The sequence below is a fragment of the Chamaesiphon polymorphus CCALA 037 genome, assembly GCF_003003845.1.
GTDB classification, from domain to species: Bacteria; Cyanobacteriota; Cyanobacteriia; order Cyanobacteriales; family Chamaesiphonaceae; genus Chamaesiphon; species Chamaesiphon polymorphus.
This window is the reverse complement of the sequence record NZ_PVWO01000349.1, coordinates 1-6,409: the sequence shown is the minus strand read 5'-3', so window position 1 is coordinate 6,409 and position 6,409 is coordinate 1. Positions and strand designations below refer to the sequence as shown.

Genomic DNA, 6,409 nt, shown 5'->3' with positions numbered 1-6,409 from the left:
ATACGTGCTCCCGCCTTACGAGCCGTGGATCCGCCAGGGTTTAATCGACGAGATCCGCTCCCAACCCCAGCAAATTCTCGATTTGGGCTGCGGTACTGGTTCGATGACGCTGCCGATTAAAAAAGCATTTCCAAGTGCCGTGGTGACGGGTATAGACTTGTCTCCCTACATGTTAGCGGTAGCTGAAGATCGATCGCGACAAGCGGGTTTGGATATTCAGTGGCAACATGGCACCGCCACAGCATTAACTCAGTTTGAGGCGGGTAGTTTCGATCTGATTACGGCGGCGTTACTATTTCACGAGACGCCACCAGATACCACCCAAGCGATTCTGAGTGAGAGTTATCGCCTGCTCGCTCCTGGCGGACAAATCCTCATCCTCGATGGCAATCAAAGTACGCTCCGCAGCCTAGAATGGTTGAATAATGTCTTTGAAGAACCCTACATCCAAGCCTACGCCTCGGGCAATCTCGATGCCTGGTTGGGCAAAGCTGAATTTGACGATGTACGGACGAAAGATGTATTCTGGCTCAACCAAGTCACTCGCGGGTTTAAGTCGGAGGTTGGATAGAGCAGCGGCTCGCGCTTCTCCTATCGGAGAGGCTATGCCAACGGCGGGAAACCCGCCAAAAGAAGCGGATTCGCTCCGCGCGGGTTCCCCGCAAGCGAACCAAGCAGCGAGACAAGACAAAGCGAAACCCAACTGGATGGGTAAAGCTGAATTTGACGATGTGCGAACCAAAGATGTCTTTTGGATCGATCGAGTGACTGTTGGGGTTCTTACCTCAACCCAACCTACAGATCTTTGGCTGGGTGTGTTGGGTTTCGCTTCGCTCTGCTTGGTGCGCTGTCTTGACCCAAACACATGCGGAGGAAACCTCCGCGTGATTTGGGTCGCTAAACCGTCGGGAAACCCGACGAGCGCGCATCCGCTACCCAACCTACAGATCTTCGGCCTTCTGCCTTCGTTATCAATTATCAATTCTCAATTATCAATTAACTAAGTGTGGTTTTAAAAGCGGTTTTATTTGATTTCAACGGGGTTATTATCAAAGATGAAGCGATTCATCGGCAGCTAAATGATGAGTTGCTAATAGGGGAAAATTTACCGCCCCAAGGTAAAGAATTTTGGAAAGTATGCGTAGGTCGTAGCGACAAAGCTGGGCTGAGGGAATTATTAAAACTACGCGGACGATTTGTGACTGATGAGTACCTTGATAAATTAATAGCCAAAAAAGCGATCGCGTATCGTCAGAAGTTAGAGCAGCTTGAGACGCTGCCAATTTATCCAGATGTCGTCCCGTTTATCGAGCAAATGTATAACAGCCAATATAAACTAGCTGTGGTTACGGGGGCGATTCGATCGGAAGTCGAGCTAGTATTAAAGCAAGCTCGGATCGGCATGTTTTTCGATACGATCGTTTGTGGTGACGATATTAGCCAGAGCAAGCCCGATCCCGAAGGTTATTTACTCGCGATCGACAGGTTGAATCAAATCCATCCCGATCTGAATTTATTACCATCTGAATGTCTGGCGATCGAAGATACTTTTGCGGGAATTTCAGCAGTAAAAGCAGCAGGTATTCAAGCAGCGGCAATCGCGCATACTTATCCCTTTCATATGTTGCAACGTTGGTCGAATTGGACGTTCGATACTTTTGCCGATCTAGAATTCGATCGCGTTACGGCATTTTTTGAGTCTAGGGATAAACAATAGCACAGTCGATCGATGCGTCTCGATCGTAATTATTGCTAGTCGGGTGTATTAAGGTTAGGGGGTAGAGAGTAGGGGTGAGTAAAAGGCTACAATGCTGTCACGACTATTTAATACCTCGATCGATCGATGAATCCTCCTGCTGAAACTTCCAAATTACCCCCGATCGAGAAAATGAGCTTTAGCACCAAATTTGCCTATGGTGCGGGTGATATTGGGGGAGCAGTAATTGGGATCTTATTGCTATCTTACCTCTCACCCTTTTTTACCGATGTCGCTCATTTATCGCCGGGATTGGCAGGTGCTACCCAATTAGTAGTCAGAGTTTGGGATGCCTGTATCGATCCGGTAATTGGTATTATGAGCGATCGCGGTAACATATTTGGAGCCAAAATTAGAGAGCGGTGGGGTAGACGCTATCCTTGGATGCTAGTTGCAGCAATTCCGTTTGGAGTCTTATTTATCTTTCAATGGTCGATTCCATTTCCCGATACCAATCAGTGGGGTTTATTTTGCTTTTATACCCTGGTATCGATGTTATTGGGGACATTTTTCACGATGTATAGTCTCCCCTACAGTGCGCTGACAGCCGAGTTGACAGAAGATTACAACGAACGAACTAGTTTGAGCAGCTTTCGATTTACGTTCTCGTTAGGGGGTAGTATTCTCGCTTTACTGATTGCCAGAATTGTGTTTCAACAAGTCAAAGATCCCGCGCAACAGTATATGACGATCGGCATTATTTGTGCGATTATTTCTGTGATTCCAATTTTCTACTGCGTATGGGGTACGCAAGCGCGCGCCAAGCTCGTCAACCGCTACCAATCTGCCAGAGTCGAAACTACCGATCCTTTCCCGCTCGCAGCGCAATTGCGATCGGTATTTACCAATCGTCCGTTTATGTATGTGGTGGGGATTTATTTGTGTTCTTGGTTTAGTTTGCAACTAACAGCCGCAATTATTCCCTATTTTGCTGTCAGTTGGATGGGTTTACCACAAGAAGATTCACCCCTAATGATTCTTGCAGTTCAAGGTACTGCATTAGGCATGTTATCAGTGTGGAATAAAATCTCTCAAAGAGTTGGTAAAAAAGCAGTTTATTTTATGGGAACGGGGTTTTGGATAATCGCCCAATCGGGTTTATTTCTGATCCAACCCGGTCAAACTGCGATTCTATACGTCCTGGCGATCGTGGCAGGATTGGGCGTTTCTACGGCTTATTTAGTGCCGTGGTCGATGTTGCCAGATGTCATCGAATTAGACGAACTCGAAACCGGACAACGCCGCGAGGGATTGTTTTATAGTTTCATGGTATTCTTACAAAAAATCTGTCTGGGTGTCGCGCTGGCGGTAATTTTACAAAGTTTGGAATGGACTGGCTATCGTCATCCAACGGCGGAAATCCCCTCACCAGATCAACCATTTGCAGTACTTATGGCCATCCGTCTGGCGATCGGGCCAATTCCGACAGTATCATTAATTGGTGGTTTGATTCTCGCTTATTTCTATCCCATCACCCGCGAACGCCACCAACAAATTCTCTTACAATTAGCCGAACGTCGAAAGGAATTATAGATTTGGTAGCTTATTTCTGGTTTAATAACTGCTTTAATAAAGCTTCGATTTCTATTTGCGATCGACTATCTCGATCGATGACTTGAGTGATAATTTGTCCATCTTTAACTCGTTTATAAATTAGCCCAGTACCTTTAGCGCGACCGTTTTTTCCATTACCAACATGAATCGATTTGAGATCTAGTGCTCGATCGAGCATAGCGGCCACCTCTCGATATTGTCGAGCGGTTATCTTGACAGTTTTGGGTGCGCCGCCGTCATAGGTTCCGCTGGAACTCTCCGCTCTAGTAATCGGACGATACTCGATCGATTCAAGATCGATCGTATATACATTACCAGCCCCATCGGCATATTGATATTTATATGTACTTCGATCTACAGTTGTTTGTGACGATTGCTGTGGCTCGGATGCCTTGACAAATCCGCTCTGAAACAGAATCGCGGGGATTACCAAGATTGGTGCTATTTGAATTAATGTTAGCTTAAAAATAATATATTTCATTTTTCTCGGTCTGGGTGACAATCTCATTATCCTAACTCCCAAGCAAAACAGCACCAGATTCGATCCACAGACACACATCTCCAAACAGCGGTAACGCTCTGACAAAGACGCTCGACGGACATAGTTGTACTGTTAATTCTCTTTAACGAGATAGTTATTGACCCAAAACGAGCTACCTTATGCCCAGATGGAAGTGTGGCATCGCCAGCAGTTAACAGAGCTAGCAAATAGATATCCTCAATTAAATAACTTACAAATTATTGGGACAATTATCGCGATCGATATCAATTATCGGTAAAAAGCTGGGTACCTTAATAATGTGGGAAGAAAAATCGGACATCACGCGATCTCGCGTGGTGTCTTACTTATTTATCGGGCAATATCTTGTATCCGCTACTCTTGAATGTATTGCCGAACCTGAATTAATCTGCGTAGATCGACAAGAAGAATATTTTCTGGGGTAGATCCAAACAAGAGCGCACGGTATCGATCGCGATCTATGCAAAAAAGTCTTGGCGATGAGTTTGGGCGTAATCGCTTGCAAATTCGGCATAGGGTGTTGCCGATCGATTTAATATTTTGGGAATCCAGTCAGTGACACTCGTTCCCGCTCCTTGCTGCCAACAAGCAAACAGTTCTAGCTCGGCATCTAAATACCATTCGGGTTCTCCACCTGCTAATCGCGCTGCTTTGAGATCGGCAGCCGGAAGATTTACATAAGAGATCGATCGATCCAATGCGCGACCGAATAATTCGGCGATCGTTTCAAATGTAATTGCTGCTGGCCCTGTCAGGACGTAACTTTGGCGATCGTGTCCGGGTTCTGTCAGACAGATTGCCGCTACCGCAGCCACATCGCGAGCATCGACATGAGAGATCGGTGTATCGCCGACAGCGTTATAAATATTCCCTGTCTGGGCGATGGTTTGGGCGAGCCAGCGTACATTTTGCATAAACATATTCGGACGGAGGTGCGTCCATGCCATTCCAGAGCGTTCTAAATGCTGCTCGATTTGATGGTGCCATTGTTGAAATGTGCTGGGTAATTCTCCCGCACCCATTACCGATAGTTTGACAATCTGTTTCACACCCGATTGTTTGGCAGCATCGATAAAACCGCATTCTAATTCAACTTGATTCGGCAAATTTGGTAATACTAAAAAAGCCGTTTTAATGTCTTTTAAGGCAGCATTTAGAGTTTCGGGTTGAGATAGATCGCCTACTGCTAAATCGACACCGCGATCGGCAAGATAGCTAGCTTTGGCGGCATCGCGTACCAAGCCACGGAGCGGTACTTGGCGATCTAATAAATGGCGAATCGCTTCTCCACCAATATTTCCAGTTGCACCAGTAATCAGAATTGTCATAAAGATCTTCTAGAGAGATTTTGGATAGAGCCACTTAGCAAATAATTTAGTCATTCTGGGCATCACAATGTAAGTCATTAATGAAACCATTAAAATTGCCCCGATCGCACTGCGCAATAAGACTGGTAATGGTGCGAGTAAGTTATTTAAGAAAGGTGGAATGATATTGATTAATGGAAAAATTACTAACCAAGTGATAATAACCATTTTGTAGCGGGGCGGCGGGACGATCGCGCCCCCAGATGGTAAGGTAAACCATGTTTCCAAACCCGTCAGTCTTTGATACTTACCCGCACCGATCGTCAGGCTGTGAGTTCGTTCTAGCAGTCGCCGCCGGAGTGGTGAGTTTTCCCAGCTTTGTAAATTACTCAACCGATCGAATTTGAACACAATTCGATATTCTGGGTGCGCGCGATCGTCTGGATGGAAAACATTAACACCCAAATGCCCTTCAAAGCTTTGAGCTGCTGTTAATAAGTCGTGCAAAACCAATTCAAATTCGGCTTCACGATCGGGTTTGACCTGTTGTATTACCTCGATTGTTACAGGCGGATCTTCAGATCGATCGAATGTATTCATAGCCCAATTGTGCGACCGACCCAAACTGCTATTTAATATTCAGTTTGGAGCGGCCTAGACATAAAGTTCGTTAGACTCGATCGAGGGTAGCATTAAAGGTATCGATATCTGTCGTTAAACCCACAGACTGAAGACTCGATAACACTCTCGATCGATTTTGCTCGGAGAGGGAATAGCAGGCATCTTGAATTAAAACTGGGATGTAGCCCAAATCTGCCGCATGACGCACCGTCGGTTCGATCCCAAATTCTAGTACCGCGCCGACAATCGCGATCGCTTCAATCCGGGCATCCCGTAAGGCTAGATCGAGATAAGATCCGGCAAATGCCGACATCATCAATTTATCGAAGGCAACTTCAGACGGTTGCGGCGATAGTTCTGGCACGATCTCCCAAGCATGAGAATTAGGCAGAAAATTAGGCTGAACTTCGGAAATGGTGCTGACTCGCTGTAATGCCATCGCACCTTTTAGTTGAGCGACTCCTGCTATTTCTTTGGGTAACGTAGTGTGACGAGAGAAGAATACCCGCATTTGCTGCGATCGCGCGCGATCGACTACTGTTTTAACTCGCTCGATAAATTCATCGCCATGGGGCAGTTGTTTGGCAATGCCAATTTGCATGTCATAGACTAATAGTGCCGTTTTGTGAGGATGGCACACATCCTCTAGGG

General features: G+C 46.0%; 10 protein-coding genes. 6 read left to right on the top strand and 4 right to left on the bottom strand.

Annotated elements, in window-relative coordinates; genetic code table 11:
• From C7B77_RS21310 to C7B77_RS21295, 4 genes are all read left to right on the top strand, one after another.
• On the top strand, positions 1-571 hold a 571-nt coding region (locus C7B77_RS21310), incomplete at its 5' end, for a class I SAM-dependent methyltransferase (RefSeq protein WP_106309560.1).
• Between the two features lie 34 nt (positions 572-605).
• Complete coding sequence (locus C7B77_RS21305) at positions 606-1,004, top strand: hypothetical protein (protein WP_106309554.1); 399 nt, start codon at positions 606-608, stop codon at positions 1,002-1,004.
• Positions 1,005-1,006: 2 nt separating this feature from the next.
• Positions 1,007-1,717 (top strand): HAD family hydrolase, encoded by a 711-nt coding sequence (locus C7B77_RS21300; protein WP_106309551.1) that lies wholly within the window; start codon positions 1,007-1,009, stop codon positions 1,715-1,717.
• Between the two features lie 126 nt (positions 1,718-1,843).
• Positions 1,844-3,289, top strand: coding sequence for an MFS transporter (locus tag C7B77_RS21295; RefSeq protein ID WP_106309548.1), 1,446 nt, complete (start codon positions 1,844-1,846; stop codon positions 3,287-3,289).
• 10 nt (positions 3,290-3,299) lie between these two features.
• Here C7B77_RS21295 and C7B77_RS21290 read toward each other — a convergent pair whose 3' ends face one another.
• Complete coding sequence (locus C7B77_RS21290; RefSeq protein ID WP_106309544.1) at positions 3,300-3,791, bottom strand: hypothetical protein; 492 nt, start codon at positions 3,789-3,791, stop codon at positions 3,300-3,302.
• A 157-nt stretch (positions 3,792-3,948) separates the two neighbouring features.
• Here C7B77_RS21290 and C7B77_RS30270 point away from each other — a divergent pair, with 157 nt between their 5' ends.
• Positions 3,949-4,089 carry a hypothetical protein gene (locus C7B77_RS30270; protein ID WP_181243955.1) on the top strand — a complete coding sequence of 47 codons (141 nt, stop codon included), beginning with the start codon at positions 3,949-3,951 and terminating at the stop codon, positions 4,087-4,089.
• 19 nt (positions 4,090-4,108) lie between these two features.
• Positions 4,109-4,255, top strand: a complete 147-nt coding sequence (locus tag C7B77_RS30265; RefSeq protein WP_181243954.1) for a hypothetical protein — start codon at positions 4,109-4,111, stop codon at positions 4,253-4,255.
• 33 nt (positions 4,256-4,288) lie between these two features.
• Here the strand turns inward: C7B77_RS30265 and C7B77_RS21285 are convergent, their stop codons facing one another.
• From C7B77_RS21285 to C7B77_RS21275, 3 genes are all read right to left on the bottom strand, one after another.
• A complete protein-coding gene (locus tag C7B77_RS21285) occupies positions 4,289-5,158 on the bottom strand; it encodes an SDR family oxidoreductase (protein WP_106309541.1) in 870 nt (289 codons plus the stop codon).
• 9 nt (positions 5,159-5,167) lie between these two features.
• Positions 5,168-5,737, bottom strand: a complete 570-nt coding sequence (locus C7B77_RS21280) for an antibiotic biosynthesis monooxygenase (protein ID WP_106309539.1) — start codon at positions 5,735-5,737, stop codon at positions 5,168-5,170.
• A 70-nt stretch (positions 5,738-5,807) separates the two neighbouring features.
• Positions 5,808-6,409, bottom strand: a 602-nt coding sequence (locus C7B77_RS21275; RefSeq protein ID WP_219892234.1) for a cysteine hydrolase family protein, incomplete at its 5' end; no start/stop codon positions are given.

Coding starts and splice junctions, on each gene's coding strand:
- C7B77_RS21305 (WP_106309554.1), top strand. CDS start 606: ATGCCAACGGCGGGAAACCCGCCAAAAGAAGCGGATTCGCTCCGCGCG.
- C7B77_RS21295 (WP_106309548.1), top strand. CDS start 1,844: ATGAATCCTCCTGCTGAAACTTCCAAATTACCCCCGATCGAGAAAATG.
- C7B77_RS21290 (WP_106309544.1), bottom strand. CDS start 3,791: ATGAAATATATTATTTTTAAGCTAACATTAATTCAAATAGCACCAATC.
- C7B77_RS30265 (WP_181243954.1), top strand. CDS start 4,109: ATGTGGGAAGAAAAATCGGACATCACGCGATCTCGCGTGGTGTCTTAC.
- C7B77_RS21285 (WP_106309541.1), bottom strand. CDS start 5,158: ATGACAATTCTGATTACTGGTGCAACTGGAAATATTGGTGGAGAAGCG.
- C7B77_RS21280 (WP_106309539.1), bottom strand. CDS start 5,737: ATGAATACATTCGATCGATCTGAAGATCCGCCTGTAACAATCGAGGTA.